Annotated in this window: 20 protein-coding genes; 10 read left to right on the top strand and 10 right to left on the bottom strand. The window is 66.5% G+C overall.

Annotated elements, in window-relative coordinates; all coding sequences use genetic code 11:
- Positions 1-3: 3 nt before the first annotated feature.
- On the top strand, positions 4-714 hold the full coding sequence (locus tag DZC52_RS11270) for a glutamine amidotransferase (protein WP_116651250.1): 711 nt from the start codon (positions 4-6) through the stop codon (positions 712-714).
- Positions 711-1484: a YggS family pyridoxal phosphate-dependent enzyme gene (locus DZC52_RS11265; RefSeq protein WP_116651249.1), complete on the top strand. Its 774-nt coding sequence runs from the start codon at positions 711-713 to the stop codon at positions 1482-1484. Before DZC52_RS11270 ends, DZC52_RS11265 begins: the two co-directional genes overlap by 4 nt.
- A gap of 7 nt (positions 1485-1491) precedes the next feature.
- Here the strand turns inward: DZC52_RS11265 and DZC52_RS11260 are convergent, their stop codons facing one another.
- The 5 genes from DZC52_RS11260 to DZC52_RS11240 form a co-directional block, all read right to left on the bottom strand.
- On the bottom strand, positions 1492-2571 hold the full coding sequence (locus tag DZC52_RS11260) for an ABC transporter permease (RefSeq protein ID WP_116651355.1): 1080 nt from the start codon (positions 2569-2571) through the stop codon (positions 1492-1494).
- Complete coding sequence (locus tag DZC52_RS11255) at positions 2561-3517, bottom strand: ABC transporter ATP-binding protein (protein WP_220338344.1); 957 nt, start codon at positions 3515-3517, stop codon at positions 2561-2563. Before DZC52_RS11255 ends, DZC52_RS11260 begins: the two co-directional genes overlap by 11 nt.
- A complete protein-coding gene (locus tag DZC52_RS11250; RefSeq protein ID WP_116651248.1) occupies positions 3510-4484 on the bottom strand; it encodes an HlyD family secretion protein in 975 nt (324 codons plus the stop codon). The genes DZC52_RS11255 and DZC52_RS11250 overlap by 8 nt, the downstream gene beginning before the upstream one ends.
- The gene (locus DZC52_RS11245; protein ID WP_116651247.1) at positions 4481-5140 is read right to left on the bottom strand and encodes a TetR/AcrR family transcriptional regulator; all 660 of its coding nucleotides are present in this window, start codon (positions 5138-5140) and stop codon (positions 4481-4483) included. The genes DZC52_RS11250 and DZC52_RS11245 overlap by 4 nt, the downstream gene beginning before the upstream one ends.
- A gap of 111 nt (positions 5141-5251) precedes the next feature.
- Positions 5252-5857, bottom strand: a complete 606-nt coding sequence (locus DZC52_RS11240) for a cytochrome b/b6 domain-containing protein (protein WP_181918919.1) — start codon at positions 5855-5857, stop codon at positions 5252-5254.
- Positions 5858-5952: 95 nt separating this feature from the next.
- Between DZC52_RS11240 and DZC52_RS11235 the strand changes: the two genes are divergently transcribed.
- On the top strand, positions 5953-6498 hold the full coding sequence (locus DZC52_RS11235; protein WP_220338343.1) for a helix-turn-helix transcriptional regulator: 546 nt from the start codon (positions 5953-5955) through the stop codon (positions 6496-6498).
- Between the two features lie 9 nt (positions 6499-6507).
- Here DZC52_RS11235 and DZC52_RS11230 read toward each other — a convergent pair whose 3' ends face one another.
- On the bottom strand, positions 6508-7488 hold the full coding sequence (locus DZC52_RS11230) for a YcjF family protein (RefSeq protein WP_116651246.1): 981 nt from the start codon (positions 7486-7488) through the stop codon (positions 6508-6510).
- A 37-nt stretch (positions 7489-7525) separates the two neighbouring features.
- Positions 7526-8161 (bottom strand): glutathione S-transferase family protein, encoded by a 636-nt coding sequence (locus DZC52_RS11225; protein WP_116651245.1) that lies wholly within the window; start codon positions 8159-8161, stop codon positions 7526-7528.
- A gap of 112 nt (positions 8162-8273) precedes the next feature.
- Here DZC52_RS11225 and DZC52_RS11220 point away from each other — a divergent pair, with 112 nt between their 5' ends.
- A complete protein-coding gene (locus DZC52_RS11220; RefSeq protein ID WP_147307675.1) occupies positions 8274-8993 on the top strand; it encodes a hypothetical protein in 720 nt (239 codons plus the stop codon).
- Positions 8994-8996: 3 nt separating this feature from the next.
- On the opposite strand, the gene DZC52_RS11215 is transcribed toward DZC52_RS11220, so the two are convergent.
- Entirely contained in the window at positions 8997-11777 is a 2781-nt protein-coding gene (locus DZC52_RS11215; RefSeq protein ID WP_147307674.1) for a hypothetical protein, read from the bottom strand.
- Between the two features lie 161 nt (positions 11778-11938).
- Between DZC52_RS11215 and dauA the strand changes: the two genes are divergently transcribed.
- The gene (gene dauA / locus DZC52_RS11210) at positions 11939-13717 is read left to right on the top strand and encodes a C4-dicarboxylic acid transporter DauA (protein ID WP_116651242.1); all 1779 of its coding nucleotides are present in this window, start codon (positions 11939-11941) and stop codon (positions 13715-13717) included.
- On the opposite strand, the gene nei is transcribed toward dauA, so the two are convergent.
- Both nei and DZC52_RS11200 read right to left on the bottom strand, forming a co-directional pair.
- Positions 13671-14492 (bottom strand): endonuclease VIII, encoded by an 822-nt coding sequence (gene nei / locus DZC52_RS11205; RefSeq protein ID WP_116651241.1) that lies wholly within the window; start codon positions 14490-14492, stop codon positions 13671-13673. The two genes, dauA and nei, sit on opposite strands and share 47 nt — an antisense overlap.
- 4 nt (positions 14493-14496) lie before the next feature.
- Complete coding sequence (locus DZC52_RS11200) at positions 14497-14853, bottom strand: hypothetical protein (protein ID WP_116651240.1); 357 nt, start codon at positions 14851-14853, stop codon at positions 14497-14499.
- A 176-nt stretch (positions 14854-15029) separates the two neighbouring features.
- Here DZC52_RS11200 and DZC52_RS11195 point away from each other — a divergent pair, with 176 nt between their 5' ends.
- The 5 genes from DZC52_RS11195 to DZC52_RS11175 all read left to right on the top strand — a co-directional run bounded on the left by DZC52_RS11195 (position 15030) and on the right by DZC52_RS11175 (position 21379).
- The gene (locus tag DZC52_RS11195; protein ID WP_116651239.1) at positions 15030-15383 is read left to right on the top strand and encodes a YciI family protein; all 354 of its coding nucleotides are present in this window, start codon (positions 15030-15032) and stop codon (positions 15381-15383) included.
- A gap of 50 nt (positions 15384-15433) precedes the next feature.
- Positions 15434-16678 (top strand): RNA polymerase sigma factor, encoded by a 1245-nt coding sequence (locus DZC52_RS11190; RefSeq protein WP_220338341.1) that lies wholly within the window; start codon positions 15434-15436, stop codon positions 16676-16678.
- A 63-nt stretch (positions 16679-16741) separates the two neighbouring features.
- Positions 16742-18640 carry a gamma-glutamyltransferase family protein gene (locus DZC52_RS11185; RefSeq protein WP_116651237.1) on the top strand — a complete coding sequence of 633 codons (1899 nt, stop codon included), beginning with the start codon at positions 16742-16744 and terminating at the stop codon, positions 18638-18640.
- 124 nt (positions 18641-18764) lie between these two features.
- Entirely contained in the window at positions 18765-20249 is a 1485-nt protein-coding gene (locus DZC52_RS11180; RefSeq protein ID WP_181918918.1) for a S41 family peptidase, read from the top strand.
- 146 nt (positions 20250-20395) lie between these two features.
- A complete protein-coding gene (locus tag DZC52_RS11175) occupies positions 20396-21379 on the top strand; it encodes a PPC domain-containing protein (protein ID WP_116651235.1) in 984 nt (327 codons plus the stop codon).
- The last annotated feature ends 1775 nt before the right edge of the window (positions 21380-23154 follow it).

Genomic DNA, 23154 nt, shown 5'->3' with positions numbered 1-23154 from the left:
GGTATGAGGACTTGTCTTGCCATCCGGCACGTCGCCTTCGAGGATCTCGGCGCATTCGCGCCGGTCCTCGAGACGGCCGGATTCGAGACCGTCACCGTGGATGCCGGCGTCGCCAATCTGGCGGCGCTGGATCCTTTGGCGCCCGACCTGTTCGTCGTACTCGGTGGACCGATCAGTGCCGGGGACGAGCAGGCCTACCCGTTCCTTAAACACGAACGACGCGCAATGGAGCGCCGCCTCGAACACGGGCGACCCACGCTGGGCATCTGCCTTGGTGCACAGTTGCTCGCACGAGCAGCCGGGGCGCGAGTCTACCCGGGCAAGTACAAGGAGATCGGTTTCGCGCCCATCGAGCTGACGCAGGCCGGCAAGGCCTCCTGCCTGGCCCCGTTCCGCGACTTGCCCATGACGCTCCACTGGCACGGCGACACCTTCGACCTCCCCGCGGGCGCCACACGCCTGGCCTTCAGCCAGCATTGCGAAAACCAGGCCTTCCAGCTTGGAACGACCGCCATCGGGTTTCAGTTTCATCCGGAGACCGACGCCCGGCATATCGAGCAATGGCTGATCGGTCACGCCGCGGAACTCGCTGCCGAGGGGATCGACGTGGGCCGAATTCGATCACAGGCCGGACGCCTGAGTGATGAACTCGCCGACAAGGCCCGGCGCGTCATACAAACCTGGCTCGAGACGTTGTTCCCGGAGATCCCATGAGCGAGGGCGTAGAACGCGCGGCACCACCGGTGTCGATACCCAGAACCGCTGCGGACCTCGCCCGAAACCTGGCGTTCGTGAAAAGCCGCATTGCATCGGCCTGCGAAATCGCCGGTCGAAACCTGGCCGAAGTGACCCTGCTCCCGGTGAGCAAGACGGTCGATGAGCAGCGAATGCGGCTGGCCTGGCAGGCCGGCTGCACGAGCTTCGGAGAAAACAAGGTCCAGGAAGCCCGGGGCAAGGTCGAAAGCCTGTCCGACCTGGATATTCGCTGGTCGATCATCGGTCATCTGCAAACCAACAAGGCCAAGTACGTGGCGCGCTTCGCCGACGAGTTCCAGGCGCTCGACCGAATCAAGACCGCGGCCATACTGGATCGGCGACTCAACATCGAAGGCCGCAGCCTGGATGTGTTCATCCAGGTCAACAGCTCGGGAGAAGCGAGCAAGTACGGGCTGGAACCCGAGCAGGTACCGGACTTCGCGCGCAAGTTGACGGCCTATCCCGCGCTGAACGTACGCGGCCTGATGACCCTGGCCGAGTTCACCGCCGACCAGGCTCGGGTTCGTGACTGCTTCCGCCGGATGGTCCGGCTGCGCGAACGAATGCGTCAGGACGGGCCGCAGGGCATGCGTTTCGAAGAACTCTCGATGGGCATGTCCGGCGACTACGAACTGGCAGTGATCGAAGGCGCGACCATCGTGCGCATCGGCCAGGCCATATTCGGGCCGAGAGAGCTGCCGGATAGCCACTACTGGCCGTCAAACTAGCGCGCCACTAATCCAGCCGCTTGTTGAAGCGAAGCGTCGCCAGCACCAGGAACACCCCGAAGAAGGCCAGCAGCGGCCAGACTTCCGTGTGCAATTCGCCCAAGTCGGCGCCCCGCACCAGGATGCCCCGAGACAGGCGAACAAAGTGCGTCAGGGGAATGATCTCGCCGATCCACTGCGCGATACGCGGCATGCCTTCGAAGGGGAACATGAAGCCCGACAACAGAATCGACGGCAAAAAGGTGAAGATCGTCAACTGCGTGGCCTGGAACTGGGTCTTCGCCAGGGTGGAAACAAGCAGCCCCAGAGCCAGCGCGGCCAGTATGAATACAACCGAAGCCAGGTAGAGGTCGATGATGTTGCCGCGTATCGGAACCTGAAACAGGGCCTGGCTGACCCACAGGATCAGCGAAACCTGGATAAGGCCGATCAGCACGTAGGGGATGATCTTGCCGAGCATCAGTTCGGCCGATTTCACAGGCGTGGTGATGAGCAGCTCCAGGTTGCCGCGCTCGCGCTCGCGCACGATGGCAATCGCGGTGAACAACACCATCGTCAGGTGAAGGATCACGCCGATCAGGGCCGGCACGATGTTGACCGGAGAGCGGCCTTCGGGATTGTAGTAGGTCCGCGCCTCGAACAGCTTGGATGGTTGTTGCTGCCCTGGCAAGGGCATGCTGGACAGGCGGCGCACAATGCCCTCGACCGTGGGGTCGGAGCCGTTGATCAACAGCTGCCCGGCCGGTCGATCGGCGTCGATCAGCCGTCTTTCAAAGTCGTGGGGGATATAGATGCCGGCGTCGATTTCGCCGGCATCGAGCAGGGCTTCCAGCGCTTCCGGTCCGGCCGCCGATCGCGTGACGGTCACGATCTGGCTGGCCTCGGCAGCCGCAACGACCTGCCGGGACAAGCTGGTGTTGGCGTGGTCGGCCACGGCCGCGTTGACGTTGCGCACGTCCAGGTCGATGGCGTAGCCGAACAACAGGATCTGCAGCAAGGGGACACCGATGATCATGCCGAAGGTCAGTCGGTCGCGCTTGAGCTGGCGCACTTCCTTGCCGGCGATGGCGAGCAGCCTACGCAGCATCGGCCCGGCTCCCTTCTTGATCATTGAGACGCGTGGCGGCGACGAAGACGTCCTCGAGATTGGCCACGACGTTTTCCACCTCGCTGTCGATGTCTGCGTCCTTCAAGGCTTGCCGGATCAGCTCGGCGGGGTCGGCGATTGTCTTGTCGGTGAGCGCATGCAGGCGCGTGCCCAGTTGGGCGACGCTGTGGACGCCTTCGGTGGCTTCCAGGCGTTCCCGGGCCTGCTTGGGCGAGTCGGTCTCGATTTCCACGACGCCGGCGGCGATGTCGCGCACCAGGTCGCGCGGCCGGCCCTCCGCCACCAGCCGACCGCGATCGAGAATGGCCAGATTGTGGCAACGCTCGGCCTCGTCCATGTAGTGCGTGGACACCAGCACCGTCGTCCCCTGCTCGACCAGTTCGAACAGGATGTCCCAGAAATCCCGACGGCTCTGCGGGTCGACGGCCGAGGTCGGTTCGTCAAGGATGAGCAAGCGCGGACGGTGCAGGGTGGCGCCCGCCAGCGCCAGGCGCTGCTTCTGCCCGCCGCTCATGGTGCCGGCGAACTGCTTGCGCTGCTCGGTCAACCAGTACTGTTCCAGGGCCCGGTCGATGCGCTGCTTGAGATCGCTTCGCGGCAGGTCGTAAACGGCAGCGAGGAAGCGGAGGTTCTCCTCGACGGTGAGGTCTTCGTAGAGCGAGAACTTCTGCGTCATGTAACCGATGTGCAGCTTCACTTCCTCGGCCTGGCCGGGCACGCGAAAACCCAGCACCTCGACTTCGCCGGCGCTGGGCGTGAGCAGGCCGCAGAGCATGCGGATGGTCGTGGACTTGCCCGAGCCGTTGGGCCCGAGAAAGCCGTAGATGGCGGCCTCTGGAATCTGCAGCTTGACGTCGTCGACCGCGGTCAGCGAACCGAAGCGCTTGGTCAGACCCTTTGCGTCGATGGCAATGGCGTCATTCATCGTCGCCTCCGGAGGGACCGGTCGGCGCCACGGCGCGCACCGGGACGCCACTGGGCAGGTCGGCCGCATTCTCCAGGTCGATTTCGGCCAGATAGCTCAGCCGGCCGGCATCGTGCTCGGTCAGGGCGTAGTACGGGGTGTAGGCCGCATCCGTGGCGACGTAGCGAACCCGGCCGGTCCGGTGGCCGTGGCCGTCAATAAGGACCCGCACGGTCTCGCCCGCCCGAAACCGGCCATGAAGTTCGGCGGGAACGTACACTCGCGCGTACGGTGGCTGGTCGACGGCACGCAGCAAAGCCAGGGATTCGCCCACGCGCGGGGTTTCGCCCAGCTCGAAAGGCAGGTCCTCCACGCGGGCGGCGCGCGGCGCCGTCACGGTCAAGCGCTCCAGGCTGAGCTGCTGGCGCCGGACCGCCGCCTCGGCCTCGCGCACGGCCGCACGTGCCTGGTCGAGTTCCTCGACGGTCGTGCCCTCGACCAGGGCCGCCAGCGCGGCGCGGGCAGCGTCGTATTCACCCAGCGCCTGGTCGCGGGCGTTGGCCGAATTGTCGAGCTGGCTCTCGCTGGCCAGGTTGCGCTGCTCGAGGCGCTCGACGCGCTGCAGTTCGTGTCGGGCGGTTGCCAGGCCGGACTCGGCGGCGGCCAGGCGGGCTCGGGCCTCGTCGATGGCCTCCTGCCGGGGACCACGAAGCAATTCATCGAGCCGGCGGCGCGCCCGGTCGGCCACGGCCTCCACTCGGTCCAGGTCGGCTTCGGCTCTTCGGGTATCGAGCTCGACCAGGACGGCGCCGGCCGCCACCTGCTGTCCCTCGCGCACGTGGATTTCCACGACCGGCTCGGCCATTTCCGCGGCCAGCGCGATGCGGTCGCGCTCGAGCGTGCCGACCACGGGATACTCGGGATCGCCGTTGCAGCCGGCCAGCACCAGCAGCGTCAGCACAGCCTGTGCGCAGTTTCGAAAGATCATGACGCGCTCGCTCCGTTGTAGAAAAGGTTGAGGGTGTGTTCGGCCAGCACGTCGATGTGTTCCGGCGCCAGGCTGTAGTCGAGCACCTGCCCCGCCACCGGACGGCCGACGAAGGGAAACACGGCCATGCTCAGCAGCGACAGCGCGGCGAGATCGGGATCGAGGTCATCGCGGAGCCTGCCGAGCGCCTGGGCCCGCTTGACCAGGTCGCGCACGCCGCTGCCGCCGCGGCTGGCGAAGCCGTTCAGGAAGGTCTCGCGCATCTGCCCGCCGGGCGAGAGCACGTCGCGCACGATCAACGAGGGAACGGCGGGGTTCTCGGCCAGCAGTTGCATGTAGCCCCGCACGAACCGGGGCAACAGATCCTCGCCCTCCGGCGGCGCGGACCTCACGGCCTCCAGCCTGGACAGGATCGGTCCCAGGGCGTGCTGCAGGACGGCCTCGTAAAGGCCCTGCTTGTTGGCGAAGTAATAGTGGATCATGGCCGGCGTGGCTCCGGCCTCCTTCGCGATGGTCGTCACTGACACCCCGCGGAAGCCGTGGGTCGAAAACTCCCGCAGGGCGATTTCCAGAAGACGATCGCGGATATCCGAGTCGCCCGAGGGGCGGCCCGGCGTCCGTTCGACCTGTCTGGTTCTCCTCGTTTTCTTGCTCATGGGCAATATTAATAAACTATTTAATTAATATCGTCAAGCAAAACAGGCCGGGCGGATTGGTTTCCGACCCGGCCTGCTTCAGGGTGCCGGTGCAGATTGCTGCCGAAGAGCTCAGTCCTTCAGAGGCTTGCGACCGGTCACCATGGCCCGCACCAGGTTCTCGCGGTGCAGGCGGCTGGAGACCACCACGCCCAGAACGTGGATGATGACCAGGCCGAGCATCACGTTGACCAGCACTTCGTGGGTTTCTTCCCAGAAATGCTCGTCGGCCGCCCACAAAGCTCCGGAGACACCCTCCCCGGCCTCGACCACCCAGCCGGCCAGCGGGCCTGCATTCTCTTCCACCGCATAGAGCACCAGCCCGCTGAAGGCCAGCGCGATCATGCAGGCAATCAGCAGCAGGATCATGATGCCGCCGGCGGGATTGTGACCCAGGTAGTGCTTCGCAAGCCCGGTGAAGAGATTGCGCAGGTAGTAAACGACTGCCGCAGGGGATCGGACGAAATCGCCGAAGCGGGCGTGCTCGGTTCCGACGAAACCCCACAGCACCCGGAACAGCACGATGGCCAGCAGGGTGTAGCCGATCCACACGTGCAGGGTCATCACCTCGTCTTCCATGATGTAGTTGGTGAAGAACCCGGCGACCAGCAGCCAATGGCCGAAGCGGACAATGGGATCCCAGACCTTGACCGATGTCATGTTGCGTTCAGCGCTCATGTCGATGTTCCTGTTCGAAGCTGGGGCCAAGCATGCGCGAGAGCGCCATTGGGTAGAATCCGGCATATGACCTGTTCCCCGGAAACCCCCTGACTATGTCGAATAACCGAGCCCGCACACCCGGCAATCCCATACTGCTGGTGACCTTCGGCATCATCGCCATCCTGATCGGCTGGGACCTGATGTCCGACTACGCCGAGGGCGTCGAACCGCTGCACGTAGTCGTGGAGCTCGCCTTGCTGATGACCGCGGCGGCCATGTTCGGCTACGTGCTCACGCAGGTCATCCGCGGCAGACGCCAGCTCAGGCAGATGCACTCGCGCCTGCACTCCGCCCGGGCGGAATCGAGACAGTGGCGGGAGCGCTATCAGTCCACGATCCGAGGCCTCGGCGCCGCCATCCAGGAGCAGTTCGAAACCTGGCAACTCAGCAAGGCAGAGGCGGAAATCGCCCTGCTGCTGCTCAAGGGATTGAGCCTGAAGGAGATCGCGGGTGTTCGGGAAACCGGCGAGCGGACGGTGCGCGAACAGGCCCGCGCTGTCTATCGCAAGGCTGGCCTGTCCGGCCGCTCGGAACTTTCGGCCTTCTTCCTCGAGGACCTGCTGCTACCCGAGCCGGCGGCGATGCCGGCAGACGAGTAGGGAGGACCCTCAGACCCGGCCGCCGCCCTTGACCAGGCCCATCACCTGGCTCATGTCGAGGTTCTGTGCCTTCTGTTCGATCTGCGGCATGAACTCGCCCTGCTTCTGCTTGGCCGAGCCCAGCATCTCGTTGAAGGTCGACTTGAGCAGCTCGGTGCTCATCTGGCGGCCGCCGGCGTAGTAGCGCCGGGCCACGTGGCCCAGGGCATAGGTCGTGGCGAACGAAAACGCCATGCCGGTTGCGGCACGGCCCACGCGGCCGACGCCGCGGCCGGCCATACCACCCAGCAGGCCGCCGATGAGCTTGCGGCCGAACTGCTCCAGGTACTGCGAGGTCATGCCCACGCCGAGCGTCGCCAGGAATTCCTTGATGTGGCCCCGGTCGAGCTCGACGCCGTATTCCTTGCCGATGCCGTAGACCATGCGGATCTGCAGGGGAATGATGGCCATCGACGCCCAGGACTGCGGCAGCAATTCAAGCGCACCGTTGAGAATCGAGTAGTTGAGGATGGTCTTGTCCATGGCCACTTCGTCGACGGCCGTTGCGCTACCGATCGGCGGCTGGGTGGCATCCGCCTTCGAAACCATCGACGGAGCGGCGGCCTCGGCCATGGCCACGACCTGTTCGGCCTCCTGCTCGATCTCGCCCGATTCGTCGCTGCCCATGTCCAGCAGTCCGCGCAGCTCGTCCAGGAAGCGCCGTTCCTCCTCGGTCATGCGGCCGTCGGCGTCGCACACGCCCACCGCCATTTCATAGGCCAGGTGCTTCTCGCCCGCGTCCTGGAGCCTGCCGGCGGCATCGGCCAGCGACACGCGCTTGAGCAGCACATCCTGGTAAAGCGTCCGCAGGTCCGGGCCGCCATCGCCCGAGAGTGATTCAGCAATGTTGCGGATTTCCTCGCGCTCGTCCTCGTGCTTGGAACCGTCGGCGAAGGCAGCAAAGAGGGCAATGGTCAGAAGCGCTTCGTCGCGCTGGCGGGTGTCGGGCATGAACGGGTCTCCGCGTGGGTTCAGTATGTTGTCGAGTTTAGCCCTGGCGGACTGAAGGCCGCGTGCTGACGCGCTCGTGCCAGGCCCGGAGCGCGCCCGCGTTGTCCGGCATCTGCATCTTCATGCCGCGCAGACCGAAATCGATGGTCACAAGAGCGGTAATGTCGGCCACGCTGAAACCGTCACCGGCGACATGGTCGTGATCGGCCAACATACCGTCGAGATCCTGCATGAACCAGTCGAACCGGCGCCGACCGCGCTCGGCCAGTTCCGGAATCTGCGCCACCGGGCGGCGACCGGGCAATGCGTGGTCCTTGAAGCCCTTTAGCGAATTACGAAACCCTTCCATGACCGCGAGCATGCCGTTCATCTCCACCCAGCGATCGCGGTCGTCGATGCGGGCTCGCGCCTCCGGCGTCGCTCCCAGCAGCGCCGGCTCGGGCTGGACGCTTTCGAGGTGACGGCAGATGGCGGCGCAGGAACTCAGGCGTGTGCCGTCGTCGAGCTCCAGGACGGGCAAGGTACAGTCGGCGTGGATTGCGGCGAAGTCATCAGTGAGATGTTCACCCTTGCGCATGTCCACGAATACCTGTTCGGGCGACAAGCCCTTCTCGGCCAGGAACAGGTGAACCCGCCGTGGGCTCGGCGCTTCGGGGAAGGTGTAGAGCTTCATTCTTCGACTCTCCGCATGGCACTGGCGAAACCGTATCTTACCTGCAGATACCTGACACGAATCGGTCTCCGTTTACGTACATTAAGACAGGCTCATATAGCCGGAGATTGCCATGCCTTGTTCGATCCATCCCATGATTCGCGCCCATGTTCTTTCGGGTGTCGCCATCCTGCTGTCGCTTTCCCTTTCCGTGAGCACGCATGCCCGGGAAGACGCCCAATGCGACTGCAGCTGCCAGGCCTACAATCGATTGCAGGCGGCAATGCAGGAGATGCAGGAACGCGGCGAGGACGGCGAGCCGGCCATGCCTACGGCGGCAGTCAGCAGGCTGGCCGCCTGCGCCGGTGAATGCGCCATGGCATGGAGCCAATGCCAGACGCCCCAACGCGGCAAACGCGGGCCGGTCGCGAGTCAGGATCGACCCGGCACACCCCAACGCGAGGAGCGAGTGCCCGGTTCGGAACGAACGCCTTTCGCGCTCGGCGAACCACGACAGGACCTCGAGCGATTCCACGGCGTCTACGGCAGCCCGGACGAACCAAACCGCAATTTCTTCGTCACGCAGGCGCAAAACCGCGCGATGGAAGGCCGCGAAATCCCGCCGGGCTACCTGATGATCGGGGCCATGTGGGGTGATGTCGCGCCGTGGTACATGAAGTCCGTCGGCGAACATCGCTTCGAGCAGCAGTGGACCAACCCGGGCGCCGAGCCCCTGGTCGTGGAGTTCGAGACCGACGAGCACGGCAATGCCGTGGCCATGCGCTTTGTCAGCGGCTTCCTCGCCGAACGCGGCGAGGTGCGGCGCCAGGGAGAACTTCCCGAAGGCTGGTAGCCGTCAGGTCTCCACCGTGTGGCTGAACCGCAACCCGCCGTTTTCGCGGTAGACACGCACCCTGCGCCGCTCGAAAAGGCCCAGGAAGGGCGGCTGCATCCGCTCCTCGTTCGCCCGCGATTCTTCCCGGGCAAGGCTCTCGTGTTCCTTCAGCAAGGTCGAGCGCACCAACTGGTACAGCTCTTCCCTGCCCTTGTCGCTGGCTTGGGTGGGCGCCTGGCCCGACGACTGGAGGTCACCCAGCGCATCGAGGACGCTTGCGCCCCACAGCCGCAGGTTGGACCAGGTGGTGGTGAACTCGGCCAGCGCCCTGCGAGGATCGGGTAGACGTTCCACCAACTCGGCGAATTCCTCCAGCTGCCGCGGCAGCTCAGCCAGGCCCAGCAGGCCGCAGTCCGGATTGAAGTGCAGACCGTTGGCGTGCATGTAGGTCACCATGCGCTGGCGGCGGTTGTGGACAGTGCGCCGGTCCGCGCCTTCGAGCCGAGTCGCCTCGGCCCGCAACAAGGCCTCGGCCGTGCGGTAGAGCTTGGCCACCTGGTGACGCGTGATGTCCTGGCGCCGAAAATCGCAGGCCAGGTGGTCGAGCATTTCGATAACGCGCGGATCGAGCCACGCGGCCAGGCCGCCGGCGTTATCCCCGGGGTGCTGGAAAAGGGGCGTCAGACGCGTCTTGTTTTCGATTGTCTCCGAGCGCAGGCTGACCACGTCCAGCAGCCGGCTGTCGCATTGCTGCATGGCCGACTCCAACTCCCGCATGACGCGCGGGTCCTCCGGCTTGCCCTCGCGCTTGCGTCGAATGGCTTCGGCCAGGTGCTTGCCAACGCGCTCCTGGGCCAGCTTGCGACCCGCCAGCCGTCGGGCTTCCTCGGCGGGCGGAATGCAGTCGACGAGGGAGCCGTAGACGATTTCCCAGGCCGTGGTGCCACGGTTGGCGATGTCCTGCTCGAGCAGCAGCGCATCGATGCGGGGCAATTCCCCGCCCTGCTTTCTCAACACCGTCGGCTGGGTGCCTTCGCTCAGTCCCAGGCTGGTGAATTTCCAGCTCGAGTAGCGAATCGAGGTCGGCAGCCCCTCGCCGTGCGCCAGGTTGTCGACGGCGCCCTCCCGCCCGAAGTGAATGCCGGAGAAGTCGCCCTCGAAGGTCGACTCACCGGCGACGAGGCGCTCGAGCTCGCGGTCGTCCAGGCTGTCCCAGCCCTCCCTGCGAGCTTTCTGCAAGGCACTGAAGGCGGCACCGGGCTTGTTCAGGATGTTCTCGGGCTTGAGATCGGTGTGCGTGACATCGTCTTCGAGCATCTGGTGGCCATTGCGGAACAGATTGGCCGCCATGCGGAGGCGATGGCTGAGCGAGCAATCCTCCATCAGCCGTTTGCGGGCGCCGAAATCCGACAGCATGCCCTCCGCGCTCCAGTCCAGCACCGCGAGCAGCAGCTTGTGTTCGTAGTCGACGGTCACCTGGTGCAGGAGTGGGCCGATATTGCGGCTGAACAGGCTGCTCCAGTCCCGCTCGAAGAACGTTTCCGGCGCTTGCTGCGTGTCTTGATCCGCTTCGTCCCGATCGCTCAGCAGGCTGGTGACGGCGGTGATGATCCTTGCAGCGAGGGCGGGGTAGGCACTGGCCTGGGCGACCAGCGCCGGCGCCTGCACGCCATGCACGTACTGGTGAGCCTGCATCAGCCGGACGAGGTCGCCCACGGACTCAAAGGGGACGGCCTTGACGGCCACGCGGCGAGGGCCGCTACGGTAAGCGGCCACGTTGCAGTGGCTGCCCATCACGCGCGGCACATCGTTGTCGTCGCGCTCGAGGGTCCACTCCAGGCCCTGCATCACGAAGCGCTCGTGGTTGTGGAAATAGGCCTCGCACTCGCCCGGCCCGCCCCAGATGCGCTCCTCGGCGTTGCGACGCCAGGAGTTGCGATCGAGGCTTTTCAGGCGATCGCCCGCACGCGCCTCCACGAAGGCCCGGAAGCGCCGTTCGAAAGCGCTGCCCGGGGTCAGGAACTCCAGCTTGCCGTTGGGCCTCCGGAAAGCGAGGCCGCGGGCGTTGCCCAGGAACACGCCGGTCACCGACTGCGAATAGCTCCCGTCCGCGCGACGGTGCGGCCGCACCGAGAGCCGCACCGAAACCGGTCCTTCCGCCGGCGCCAGGGTGGCGAAATCGATATCCTGCATGGCCCCGCGGAAAGCGTCGCGCCCGGCACCCTGCGGTCGCGGCCGCGTGACGATGTTGTGATTGAAGTTCTGGATGGTGGCGAGCAGGTCGAGCTCGCTGGCCCCGGTGTCGGGAAACAGCAGGCCCTTCATCCACTCCCCGAGCGAGGCATTGCAGTCACTCTGCACCGCCATCAGCGAGAAGACCCGCCGGAAGTACGCCTCGCGCAGCTTCCTGCGGCCGCGCACCTGCTCGACGGTGTGGGCCCGGCCTTCCAGGTACAGCGGATCCTCGATGCGCACATACACACGCGTGTCACCGAGGTTCGCCTCGTGAACGACGTGCTCGCGCGAGGTATAGCGAAACACGACCTCGACGTAGACGACCGCCGGATCATCGGTGGCGAAGATCCGCCGGGGTCGCGCTTCCAGGTCGGCGAACCGTACCGTTCCCAGGGCCGAGTCGTCCTCACCGGTGCGGTGCTGCACCAACGGGATGTGGGGAATGCGTCTCGCGAAGTCCTCGACCAGCCCGTGTTCGCGCCGAAGGGTTCGCTGCAGCGCCGCTTCGGGAATCTCCCGATCCTTGCGGTCGGCGGCAAAAAAGCGTGCGAACAATTGGGCGGTCAAGGGATTCTGTCGTCGTTATCGGACCGGGATCAGCCCGAGGCACTTTACTGGAGGGACCCGACCGCGGCAAGTCGGGAAATCCTGTACGTCGCCGTACGGAGAAACACCCTCCGATACTGGGGATTGCCCCGCTCCGGCGCTATAATCCATGGATGCGCGCAATGCCCTCCCCGAGCGACCGGTTGCCCTTTTCGGCCCTGGTCGACACCCTGCGCGCCGGCTACGGCCCAAGCGAGTTCAAGCGCGACATCCTGGCCGGACTGACGGTTGGCGTCGTGGCCATCCCCCTGGGCATGGCCCTGGCAATCGCCGTCGGCGTGCCGCCCCAGCACGGTCTCTACACCTCGATCGTGGCGGGGTTCATCATCGCCCTGTCGGGCGGATCGCGCTTCAATGTTTCCGGGCCGACCGCCGCCTTCGTCGTGGTCCTGATGCCGGTCGTCGCCGAACACGGTATCGGCGGGCTGCTGCTGGCCACGGTCATGGCCGGGTTGCTGCTCGTGCTGATGGGTTTGACCGGGCTGGGCCGGCTCATCCGGTTCATCCCCTATCCCGTCGTCGTGGGATTCACCGCCGGGATCGCGGTGGTCATCGCGACGCTGCAGATTCGCGATCTCCTCGGGCTGGCTTCCGCCGGATCGGGCGGGCACTTCCTGGAACAGCTCCACGGCATTGTCATGGCGTTACCGAGCACCAACTGGCAAGACCTGTCGGTCGGACTATTGACCCTGGGCATCCTGCTGGCCTGGCCACGCCTGAAGAGCGCCATCCCCGCCCCGCTGATCGCGCTGTTGGTGGCCGGCCTGGGCGCCTGGCTGGCGGCCCGCTTCTGGCCGGGCTTCGAGGTGGCCACCATCGCCAGCCGCTTCAGTTACGAACTCGACGGCGTGGCCGGTCAGGGCATTCCACCCGGCCTGCCGCAGTTCAGCCTGCCGTGGCATCTTCCCGGACCCGACGGCGCACCACTGCAACTGAGTTTCGGGCTGCTGCGCGATCTGCTCGGGCCGGCCATGGCCATCGCCATGCTGGGCGCGATCGAGTCCCTGCTGTGCGGCGTCATCGCCGACGGCATGACCGGCACGCGACACCGGCCCAATTCCGAGCTGGTCGGCCAGGGCATCGGCAACGTGGTCGCCCCGTTCTTCGGCGGCATTACGGCAACCGCCGCTATCGCACGAACCGCCACCAGTGTCCGCTTCGGGGCAGCTTCGCCGGTTGCGAGCATGGTCCACGCGCTCGTCGTCCTGCTGGCCATGCTTTTCATGGCCGGCGCCTTGTCGCAACTGCCCATGGCGGCGCTGGCCGCCCTGCTGCTGGTCGTCGCCTGGAACATGAGCGAAGCCGGGCACTTCATCCGCATCCTCAAATCCGCGCCGCGCGGTGACGTGGCGGTCTTGTTGACCTGTTTCGGCCTGACGGTGGTGTTCGACATGGTCGTCGCGGTGGCCGTCGGCGTGGGGCTGGCGGCGATGCTCTTCATCCAGCGCATGGCCGACGTGACCTCCTCGCAACCGATATCCGGCAGGGAAGCCGGTCTGCCCCGTGACCTGCCCACCGACATCGCGGCCTTCCGCCTCCGCGGGCCGATGTTCTTCGGCGCGGCCGAACGCGCCCTGGCCACGCTGCATCGCCTGGAGCCTGACGTGAAGATCGTGATCCTCGACATGGGCGAAGTGCCCAGCATGGACATGTCGGCGATCGTGGTCTTCCAGTCCATGCTCGAGCAACTCCACCGCAGCGGCGTCGGACTCATCGTCGTCAACGCCGAGCCCCGCATCGTGGTCAAACTCAGACGCGTGGGGATCCGCCGGGCCAGTGGCCGGCTCGCCTACTGCCGCGACATCCCGCACGCGCTTCGCCTGGCTGAAAGCTGGCGAAGCGGGTCGCCGATTCCTACCGAGCCTGGCAACTCGGACAGTGGTACAGACGCCGGCCGCTGACGGTCGTCCGCTCGATCGGCGTATCGCAGGCGTGGCAGACCTGGCCGTCGCGGCCGAAGACATAGTGCCTGTAGTCACGGCGAGGCCAGCCGGCGCGCTTGAGTTCGACCACCCGGTCGGGGTCGTTGGTCAGCCCGCCGGTCTCGGCCGAGCGCCACATCACGGTGTGGGCCGTGCAGGCCAGCCGCCGGATCGTATCGTCATCCAGGTCGCCGGGTCGAAGCTGCCAGTGCAGGCCCGAGACGTGCAGGATTTCCGAGCGCAGGTAGTTGCCCACGCCGGCCAGGAAGCCCTGGTCCAGCAAGAGGTGGCCGAGACGCTTGCGGGCGAACCGCTCGAGCCGAATCCAATCGGTGATCCGGTCGACGTCGGCGCCGCTGGAGAGAATGTCCAGGCCCGCGCGTGCGATGAACGGGTGTTCATCCAGCTTGCCAGGCTCGATCACCTGGATTTCGGACGCGCTGTAGAGCAGCGCCGAGCGCTCGTCGGTGGACAGCGCCAGTCGCGGTTGCCGGTTGGTGTCGGGCCGCCGGCCCGCCTCGGCGAACATCCAGCGCCCGTAGAGCTGGTTGTGGGTGTAGATCGTCGTGCCATCGGCAAATCGCAGCAGCAGGGCCTTGCCCAGCGTCTCGACGCGCTCGAGCGTCTGGCCGGACAGGCACCTCGACCAGGCTTGCAGGTGATCGAATGCGAACCAGACTTCAGCCAGCGGCCGATCGCCGAGGGCACCGGCCACCTGCCGGGCGGTTCGGTACATCTCCGGCCCTTCGGGCATGGCGCTACAGGCCCAGCGCCGCAATCAGGGCAGCCAGTCCGGCCAGGACCAGCGCGGTGATCGTCAGCCAGCGGATCATGGTGCGCCGGGCGGCGTCGGCGCCCTCGCCTTCCAGGCGCTGGAACTCGTGCTCGTTGAGCGCCGTGGCGGCGCGGTGATCCGGATCCTCGAGCAGCGCGACGGCGTCTTCGGCCTGCTCGGGCAGCACGGCCCACAGCGCCGCCCGGAACCGACCCTGGTGGGCCAGGTTCAGGCGCAGCGAGGTCATGTCCGAGACGTGAACGGCAATCCCGCGCGAACGCAGGAAAGCGGCACGCTCCTCGGCTTCCGAGCGCGTGGCGTACTTGGCGATCATCTGCATGATGCAAAAGCTACCACGTCGGTCGTGAGGAAACGACGCCCGATACGCGCCGAATGCGATCTTTACGGCCACGGGGTGGATAATCGACCTACCGAATCGCTGTCGAAATCCGACCGCCTGCGGCGTCGGTCCCTTGCCCACTGCGGCGACAACAATCCAACTACGGAGAAACCGACATGAAATATGCACTGCTGATCTACGGCGAGGAATCCACCTGGGCGGAAATGTCCGAAGCGGACATGCGCCGCGTCTACGCCGAACACGAGGCCTTCGGCAAGGCGCTTACCGAGGCCGGCGCCCTGTGCGGGGGCTCGGAACTGGCGCCATCGGACCAGGCCACGACCGTGCGATTCGCCAACGGCAAGCACAGCCTCAGCGACGGCCCCTTCGCCGAAACCCGGGAACAGCTCGGCGGCTTCTACCTGATCGACGTGGCCGACCTGGACGAGGCGCTGGAATGGGCCCGGCGCATGCCCGCCATGACCAGCGGCGCCGTCGAAATCCGACCCCTGGGAATGGGCGAGACCTGAGTCCGGCGGGTGCGGCACGGCCCGTGCCGCACCGTGCCCGGTGACGTGCGATGTCCCTCGACAAGCCAGCCATGCCCCTGGGCCGAATCCTGGCCACGACGCTTCGCCGCGACGGCGCGGGGCTGCGCGCCGGCCTGATCCGGCTGACGGGCGATTTCGATGCAGCCGAGGATGCCCTGCAGGAAGCCTGCGCCAGGGCTCTCGTCGCCTGGCCGCGCGACGGCCTGCCCGCCAACGCCGGCGCCTGGCTCAACACCGTGTCGCGCCGGATCGCGCTCGATGGAATGCGCCGCAACCGCCACTGCTCGTTTCCCCCAGGCTTCGAGCCGGAATCGGATCGCGGCATCGACGAGGAATCCGCCGCGGTCGAAGACGATCGCCTGCGGCTGCTGTTCACCTGCTGCCACCCGGCCATCGCGCCCGAACACAGCGTGCCGCTGGCCCTTCGCAGCTTGTGCGGCCTGACCACGCGAGAGATCGCGCGCGCCTTCGTGGTGAAGGAATCGGCCGTGGCGCAGCGCATCGTGCGGGCCAAACGCAAGATCCGGACGGCCGGCATTGCTTTCGAGCTACCGCGGCAGGAAATGCTGCCCGAACGGCTCGGCGCCGTGCTGTCGGTCATCTACCTGGTGTTCAACGAAGGCTACGCAGCGACCGAAGCAGAGACCCTCACGCGGGACGACCTCTGCGCGGAGGCCATTCGGCTGGCGCGACTGGCGGCGGAACTGATGCCCGACCGCACCGAGGCGCTCGGCCTGCTGGCGCTCCTGCTGCTGACCGAGGCGCGGCGGCCTGCCCGTGTCGACGCCACCGGCGCCCTGGTCCCGCTGGAGAAGCAGGATCGGCGCCGCTGGAACCGGGATCTGATTGATGAGGGCAACGCCCTGCTCGACCGCGCCATGGCCTTTCGCGCGCCCGGCCCTTATCAGGTGCAAGCTGCCATCGCGGCCCTGCACGGCCAGGCCCGGTCGGCGCAGGAAACCGACTGGCGACAGATCCTGCTGCTCTACCGGCGGCTGCTTTCCATGCAGCCCAGCCCGGTCGTGGCCCTGAATGCCGCCGTCGCCCGCGCGATGATCGACGGCCCCGAAGCCGGGCTGGCCTGGCTGGACGAGATCGAGTCCGGCGGCGCCCTGGGCCATCACCACCTGCTGCACGCCGCGCGCGCCGACCTGCTCCGGCGGCTCGGCCGGGGCAAAGAGGCTGCCACCAGCTACCGTTCGGCGCTCCAGGCGGCCAGGAACGGCGCCGAAAGACGCTATCTCGAAAGGCGTCTTCAGGACTGCCGCGAGTAGCGTCGAGGCCCTCGCTCGGCCCCCTTGCTATCATCCGGGTCGATTCTTCCAGCGGAGACGACCATGTCCTCGAAGTTCGCAAGCCCGATTCGCAAACTGCTGGCGGCCGCGCTGGTGCTCGGCGCAAGCGCCCCGGCCGCCCTGGCCCAGGACACGGCCAAGCCCATCCTGCACGGCAAGCACTGGGTGGCGATCACCGGCAAGCCCCTGGGCGCGACCGCCGGGGCGAAGATGTTCGAGCGCGGCGGCAACGCCGTCGACGCCGCCGCGGCCATGCTGGCGGCCACGGCCACCATGTGGGACACCCTCGGCTGGGGCGGCGAGACCCAGGCGCTGATCTACAACCCGAACACCGGCGAGGTCATCGGCGTCAACGGCGTGGGCGTCGCCCCCTCCGGCGCCACGCCGGAGTTCTTCCGCGAGCGGGGCATGATGTACCCGCCCGAATACGGCCCGCTGGCCGCCGTCACCCCGGGCACCCCGGGTTCGCTCATGACGATGGTGGCCGAGTACGGCGAGCTGAGCCTGGCCGAGGTGCTCGCGCCGGCCATCGAAATGGCCGAGGGCTACCCCATCGAAGCCGCCCAGGCCGACAACATGGAGCGCCGCCGCGAGGTCATCGAGCGGTGGCCGTCTTCGCGCGATGTCTTCCTGCCGCACTACGACCCGGATGACCCGGACAAGCGCGCTGCCCCGCGCGGCGGCGAGGTCTTCGTGCAGGAAGACCTGGCCAATACGCTCAAGAAGCTGGTGGAAACCGAGCGACAGGCGCTGGACGAGGGCAAGAGCCGCAAGGAAGCCATCTACGCCGCCTACGACCGCTTCTACAGCGGCGACATCGCCGAGGAGATCGTGCGCGCCACGCGCGAGGCCGGCGGCCTGTTCACCATGGACGACCTGGCCGAATGGGAGGTCAAGCTCGAAGAGCCGGTGACCACCAACTACCGCGGCATCGACGTCCACAAGCTCACCACCTGGACGCAGGGACCGGTGATGCTGCAGGCACTCAATATCCTCGAGGGCTTCGACCTCAAGGCCATGGGCTACAACTCGCAGCGCTACATCCACACGCTCTACCAGGCCATGAACCTGGCCTACGCCGACCGCGACTTCTACTACGGCGACCCCTACACGCCGCCGGAAGAACCCGTCGAAGGCCTGCTTTCGAAGGAGTACGCGGCCGAGCGCCGCAAGCTCATCGACCCGGACCGCAACCTGACCGACTACCTGCCCGGCGACCCGTACGAGTTCCAGGCCGGCGACAATCCCTTCGAAGAGCTGCGGCAAAGCTGGCAGCTCGTCCCGCCCGAGGCCGAGGCCGAAGGCGAGGAAGGCTTCCAGCAGGCCAACCTCATGTCCTTCGAGGAAGGCTTCCGCGCCGGCACCACCGCTATCCAGGCCGCCGACGCCGACGGCTGGGTGGTCTCGGTCACGCCCTCGGGCGGGTGGGTGCCGGCCTTCATCGCGGGCAATACCGGCATCGGCCTGAGCCAGCGCATGCAAAGCTTCGTGCTCGACGAAGCGCTCAATCCCTACAACGTGGTCGCCCCCGGCAAGCGCCCGCGCGTGACCCTCACGCCGTCGATGGCGCTGAAGGACGGCAAGCCGCTGATGGCCTTCTCGGTGCAGGGCGGCGACACGCAGGACCAGAACCTGCTGCAATTCTTCCTGGGCATGGTCGAGTGGGGCATGAACGTGCAGCAGGCCGCCGAAGGCCGGCACAACATCATGAGCTACCAGATGCAGAGCAGCTTCGGCGCCCACCAGGCCGAACCCGGCCGCATCGAGGTGCCGCGCTCGCTGTCGCCCTACACCGTCGACCAGCTGCGCGAGATGGGCTACGACGTCGATCTCGTCGACCGCGTCTACAACCCCACCCAGGCCATCTGGTTCGACTGGGAAAACGGCACCATGCAGGGCGGCGCCAGCGACTACGGCGAAGACTACGGCATCGCCTGGTAGCCAAACCCTGAAACGAATGAGCCAGCCCTGGAAGCCCGGGCAGCCCTTCGCTTAGACTCGAGTCTGGCTGATATCGAGAACGGGGTTTGCAATGCTTCTTTCGGGAAAGCGGAGCCGACCAGAGTTGGTCGGCCCGCGATTCATTCTGGCGTTGGTGCTTCTCGCTGCAGTCGCGGCCAGCCATTCGATTGCGGCACAGCAAGTCGACAACGGTTCATTCGAGCGAAGCAACGCGGAGGGCGACCCGCAGTCCTGGCTGTTGCAGGTCCGTGGGCTCACCGTCGATCTCGACGATTCGGCAAGCGTTGGCGGCTCCCGAGCGTTGAGAATCTCCGATTCCGCATCCGGTGGATCGGCACTCGTCACACAGGAAATCGAGCTCGGTAAGTCTGGCTTCCCGGGTGCAACCTTGCGCGGGAGGATCCGCACTCGGGATGTATCGCCAAGCGCCACCCTGGTGGCCATCCTCGAGGGACCAGACGGCCGGATCTTCATGGACGACATGCGCGATCGCGTCGTCAGCGGCGATTCCGAATGGCAGGAATACCGTATCCACATTCCGCCCTCGAGCGAGGCCCGAAAACTGACGGTTGGCGCCCTCGTCATCGGCTCCGGAACGGCCTGGTTCGACGACCTGGCGTTGATTGACGATGCCAAACAGGCGGCAGATCCGGATGCCCGTGCTTACCTGCTCGAAGCAATTTCGATTCTGCGCGCAAACTACCTGCACGCCGACGACGTTGACTGGGAAGCAGTCCGGCAGGCGGGTCTTGCGGCGCTGCCGGACGGGGCCACCCGGGAACAGGCTCGTGCGGCGGTCTCCATGATGGTCCAACAGCTGGACGACCCGCACACCATGCTGGCCATGCCTCGCGAAGCCGAGCCTTCGAATCAACAAGAAGCCGAGTCTGCCGAACCCTTATCCGCCGAGCCCTTGTCTGCCGAGCTAATCGGTGGGCGAATCGGGCTCATCCGGGTTCCCCGAGTATCGGGCGGCACACCAGAACAAGCGCAAGTGAAGTTCGCGGAGAACGCGCACCGGACAATGAAATCGATCGACTCACCCGACCTGTGCGGCTGGGTCGTCGACTTGCGCGACAACACCGGCGGCAATATGTGGCCGATGCTCGCGGCAATCGGACCCATCGCCGGCCCCGGCATCCTCGGCCGGTTCGTCGGCCCCGAAGGTGGCGAAGTCACCGATTGGGGATACCGCGAGGGTGCGGCATGGGTTTCGGGCGACTCGGACAAATCCGAGCGCATCGCAGTGTCCGTCGAGCCGTTCCGTCCGACGAATCCCGACCTGCCCGTGGCCGTGCTGATCTCCACAAACACGTCGAGCTCCGGCGAGGCGACCGCCATCGCGTTCATCGGTCGCGACAACACCCGCCTGTTCGGATCGGAAACCGGTGGCCTCGCCACCGCCAACAACGGCTATGCGCTGTCGGATGGCACGCGCATCGTGCTCCCCATCGGCTACATGGCCGACCGCCATGGCCAGGTTCACTTCCCGGGCGTTCAGCCCGACGAGGAGGTCCCGGCCGACACCGCGCTGGATGCGGCAAGAACCTGGCTGCAAGCGCATGAAAGTTGCGCTGAATCATCCTGATTGACGAGACAGCGCGAATGCAAGCAGCCATTGACTGGAGCCTGGGCCGAGCCTGGCTTCCCCAGCCACGTCCGGAAACAGTCCAATGTGGTTTGACCGTCGCCGTATAATCGGTCGGTCTTCACATTTCAGAGGGATCCCCAATCATGAACAAGGCAATCACCCTGGTTTCCGCCCTGCTGCTGAGCAGCGGGCTGGCCGCCCAGGAAGAAATCTTCTCCGAGTCGGGCGAGTTCACCGAAGGCGGTGACCCGTCTGCCAACCGTCACACGATCCCGGTCGAGGCCGGCATGACGGTCGAGGTGATCATCATCGGCGAGGGCGTGGATACCGTCGTCAACGCCACGCTGCCCGGCGGCGAGACGATCACCAACGACGACTACCAGGAAATCAACGCCGGTTTCGTGCGCACGCTCGACCAGGGCGGCAACCTGGAAGTCGTGGCCTCGCCGCTGATGGGCGGCTCCGGCACCTACCGCGTGGTCGCGCGCAGCCTGCCCTCGCCCGACGGCATCGAAATCGGCCAGACCGTCGAGGGACAGATTTCCGATGGTTCCAGCGCCGGCGACCGCTACCAGCTGACCGGCTCGGCGGACCAGCGCGTGGTCATCGACCTGAAGTCCTACGACTTCGACGCCTTCCTGACCCTGGTCGATGCCGACGGCAACGAAAAGACCGACGACGACGGCGGCGACCAGGGCTTCAACAGCCGCATGTACCACCAGTTCGGGGAAGACGGCGAGACGGTGACCATCACGGCGAGCAGCCTGTCGTCGAGCACCGGCCGCTACGAGCTGAGCGTCACCGAACTGTCGAGCGAAGCGGCCGCCCAGCACAGCGGCAGCGTGGGCAGCGACTCGCCGCGCGCCTACAACGGCAAGCGCTATGAAAGCTTCGAAATCGAGGGACAGGCCGGCGAGACGCTGACCATCCAGCTCAACTCCAGCGCATTCGATGCGATGCTGCACGTCTCCAACCCCGACGGCAGCAACCTGGTCAGCGACGACGACGGCGGCGACGGCACCAACAGCATGGCCGTGACCACCTTGCCGGAAACCGGCACCTACACGATCTACGTCACCGCCCTGGGCGACAGCACGGGCGACTTCGAACTGACGGTCTTCAAGTAAGACCGCTTGTCATCGAGCCTGCCCGGCACCGCCGGGCAGGTTCGATTCCCTCCCTCATTCGACCCGGATCGGCGAACTCGCGATCGCGCGGCCGCTGGCATTGAGCAGGTAGCGCACTTCGTAGTCGCCGGGCGAGTCGGGCGCATCCAGCGTGCCCGAGGTGGCATTGCCCGTTCGGGTGTACTCGTCGTCGGCATCCGCCGGCGCGTCGGCCGGCACGATGGCCACCTTGTCGCGCGGGTGCACCGTGTTGGTCCAGCTCACTTCGAAGCGCGTGCCCGCCGCAACGGACTCCGGCGCCGAGACCGTGACGTCCGGCTCGGTCAGGGTGATCGGCGCGCTGGCGATCGAGCGGCCGTTGGCCTCCAGCAGGTAGCGGATCTCGTACTCGCCGGGTTCGGCCGGCGTGTCCAGCGTGCCCGAGCTGCCGCCGCCGGTTCGCAGGTAATCCGAATAGCTGTCGGCTGGCGCACCGGCGGCAACGATGGTGACCTTGTCGCGCGAATGAATGGTCTCGGTCCAGGAAACCGAAACCTTGCTGCCGGCCACGGCACTCTGCGGCCCGGACACGCTCGTTTCCGGCGCCGTGATCGCGATCGGCGCCGAAGCGATCGACCGGCCGTCCTTCTCCAGCAGGTAGCGCACTTCGTAATCGCCCGGTTCGGCCGGCACCTGCAGCCTGCCTTCCGAAGCGTTGCCGGTGCGCAGGTACTCGCCGTAGTTATCCGCCGGAGCACCTGCTCGCACGATGGTGACCTTGTCGCGGGGGTGGATGGTGTTCGTCCACGACACGGTCACGGTGCTGCCGGCGACCGCGCTGTCGGGGCCCGAAACGCTCGTCTCGGCGGCGGTCACGGTCAGCGGCGCCGAGGCGATGGCGCGCCCGTCTTCCTCGAGCAGGTAGCGGATCTCGTAGTCACCCGCCTCGGACGGCGCCTGCAGGCTGCCCGAGGCCGCGTTGCCGGTGCGCAGGTATTCGCCGTAGGCGTCGCCCGGCGCCCCGGCGCCGACGACGGTGACCTTGTCGCGCGGATGGATCGTGTTCGTCCACTCGACCGTGAAATTGCTGCCGGCCACTACCGACTCGGGCCCCGAAACGCTGGTTTCCGCCCCGGTGACCGTCACCGGCGCGGCAGCAACCGATCGGCCGTTTTCTTCCAGCAGGTATCTGATCTCGTAATCGCCGGCTTCGGAAGGCGCCTGCAGGGTGCCGCTACGCGCCTCACCCACCCGGAGATACTCGCCGTAGGCGTCCTCGGCCGAACCGGCCGCGACGATGGTGACCTTGTCGCGCGGATGGACTACGTCGCTCCATTCCACCGAGAAATCCGAGCCGGCCGTCACCGACTCCGGCCCCGACACGCTCACCGCCTTCTCGACGATCTCGATCGGCGTGCGAGCCACGGCCAGACCGTCGGTCTCGAGCAGGTAGCGCACCTCGTAGGCACCCGGGTCGGAAGGCGCCTGCAGGGTGCCCGACTCGGCATTTCCGGTGCGCAGGTAGTCACCGTAGGCGTCGTCGGCTGCGTCGGCCTTGACGATGGTGACCTTGTCTCGCGGATGCACGGTACCCGTCCACTCGACGTCGAAATCCGATCCGGCGGCCGCCGTCTCCGGCGCCGTGACGGTGACCTGCGGCTCGGTCAGTTCGATCGGTGCGCGGGCCACCGCCTGGCCCGTCGCGCTGGCGACGTAGCGCGCCTCGTACGGACCCGGCTCGCCCGGCGCCCGCAGCACCGCCGAGCTTTCCTCGCCCACGCGCTGGTAGTGGCCGC

The sequence above is a fragment of the Wenzhouxiangella sediminis genome (assembly GCF_003410055.1).
GTDB lineage: Bacteria > Pseudomonadota > Gammaproteobacteria > Xanthomonadales > Wenzhouxiangellaceae > Wenzhouxiangella > Wenzhouxiangella sediminis.
Note: the sequence above shows the minus strand (reverse complement) of the source record. Positions and strands in the feature narration are given on the sequence as shown.